Raw genomic sequence first — 1,594 nt, forward strand, 5'->3', positions numbered from 1 at the left:
AGGTGGAGGCGGTTCTTGACGGTCTTCGGCTCGGGGACCTGGATGAAGACGAGCGCGGGGCCCTCGGGGAGCGTCACCAGGACCTCCGGGTCGCCCGGCTCGTCGCCCGGGTGCACGGGGCAGCCCGTCACCGTGCTCCAGAACTGAGCCAGCCCGTAGGCGTCTGCACAGTCGACCACCACGTTCTCCACCAAAGAAACCATGCGGCGAAGCATGCACGAAGACCACGCGATCCACCACGGATTTTGCCCCCTCGCGCCCCCTCCGAACGCGCCTCGGCCCAAGCGCCGTTGACCAGCCGAACCGTTCGACGTGACGGGAGCTCGACGGTGGCGGCGCGGCCCCCACCGTCGTCCCGCACGGGCCGCCACCGCAGGGCGGCAGCCCGCCCCCGCACCAGCCCCAGCCCCAGCCGGGTCACCCGTAGTGACGGCGGCAGGCGGCGACGACGTCGGGGCCGACGGCGCCGTCGCGGCCCAACTCGCAGAGGTGCGCGATCTCCGAGGACGGCCGCGCGGACACCCGCGGCCTCGGCGGCGAGGAGGGCGCCTCCGCCTCAGGCTCGGCCTCGGCCTCGGGCGCGGGCCGCGGCGGCGCGGCGGGCTCGCGACGGTCGGGCGCCGGGGCGCGCGGGCGGGCGGCGCGACGCTGCCGCGGGTTCGAGCCGTCGGTGCGGGGCGGCTCCGTGCTCGCTGCGTGCTCCGGAACCTCGGCGCTCGCCTCTGGCACCCCGGCCCCCTCCGTCCGCTGGGGGACCGAACGCGACGTTGCGGAAGGGGTGTTGCGGTGCTCCTCGGGGCGCGGGGAACTCCCGCGCCCGTCGACCGTCGTACAGGCGGCGAGGAGCAGGGGGACGGTGAGCAGAGGGATAGCGTGACGCATGCAAGGAGAACCCCCGGCGGGCGTTCCAGGACACGCCCCTGCACGGAAGTCACCTCGCGCGCGGACGGTCGGCGCGGCGCCGGCTCGTCCAGGACGCCCCGGGCACGCGCCCGCCCGCGCTCATCCCGCCGGGTGCTCGAGCCCCGCGCCGACGGCGTGCGGACTGCGCCGCGCCTCCCCGCCCGGGACGGGTTCGGACGCGTCGGAGCCGAGCCCGACGATGCGGTTGGCACCGTCGACGTGGACGACCCGCGGCTGCAGCAACCGCGCCTCGGCGTCGTCCACCTGTGCGTAGCTCATCAGGATCACCAGGTCCCCGGGGTGCACCAGGTGGGCGGCCGCCCCGTTGATGCCGATGACTCCGGAGCCGGGCTCGCCCTCGATGACGTACGTCTCCAGCCGGGCCCCGTTGGTGATGTCGACGATGTGCACCAGCTCGCCGGGGAGCAGGTCGGCGGCGGACATCAGCGTCGCGTCGACGGTGACGGAGCCGACGTAGTGCAGGTCGGCCTCGGTCACGGTGGCGCGGTGGACCTTCGACTTGAACATGGTGCGCAGCATCGCAACTCCTGAAATGTGGGCTCCCTGCCCGCATTTGCGCAGGTCAAGGGCTTCTGCCCCACTGTACAGCGAGCCGCGCCCCCGGTCAGCCCCTCCGCGGCGCCACCCGCCCCGAGGTCAGCCGGTGTACTGGCGGGCCGGGGGGCGCCCC

Annotated in this window: 3 protein-coding genes; all 3 read right to left on the bottom strand. The window is 74.8% G+C overall.

Annotation, left to right across the window (positions count from 1 at the left end; translation table 11 throughout):
- The coding region (locus tag UWG_RS0110685) for a VOC family protein (protein ID WP_033196076.1) at positions 1–203 on the bottom strand (203 nt) is incomplete at its 3' end.
- A 214-nt stretch (positions 204–417) separates the two neighbouring features.
- The gene (locus UWG_RS0110690; protein ID WP_157838548.1) at positions 418–882 is read right to left on the bottom strand and encodes a hypothetical protein; all 465 of its coding nucleotides are present in this window, start codon (positions 880–882) and stop codon (positions 418–420) included.
- Between the two features lie 120 nt (positions 883–1,002).
- On the bottom strand, positions 1,003–1,443 hold the full coding sequence (gene panD, locus UWG_RS0110695; protein ID WP_016907201.1) for an aspartate 1-decarboxylase: 441 nt from the start codon (positions 1,441–1,443) through the stop codon (positions 1,003–1,005).
- Positions 1,444–1,594 lie beyond the last annotated feature (151 nt).

It is taken from the genome of Streptomyces xiaopingdaonensis (assembly GCF_000262345.1).
Lineage (GTDB): Bacteria > Actinomycetota > Actinomycetes > Streptomycetales > Streptomycetaceae > Streptomyces > Streptomyces xiaopingdaonensis.

Bases quoted from the DNA above. Each gene is read 5' to 3' on its own strand.
- UWG_RS0110690 (WP_157838548.1), bottom strand. From the start codon at position 882: ATGCGTCACGCTATCCCTCTGCTCACCGTCCCCCTGCTCCTCGCCGCC.
- panD (WP_016907201.1), bottom strand. From the start codon at position 1,443: ATGCTGCGCACCATGTTCAAGTCGAAGGTCCACCGCGCCACCGTGACC.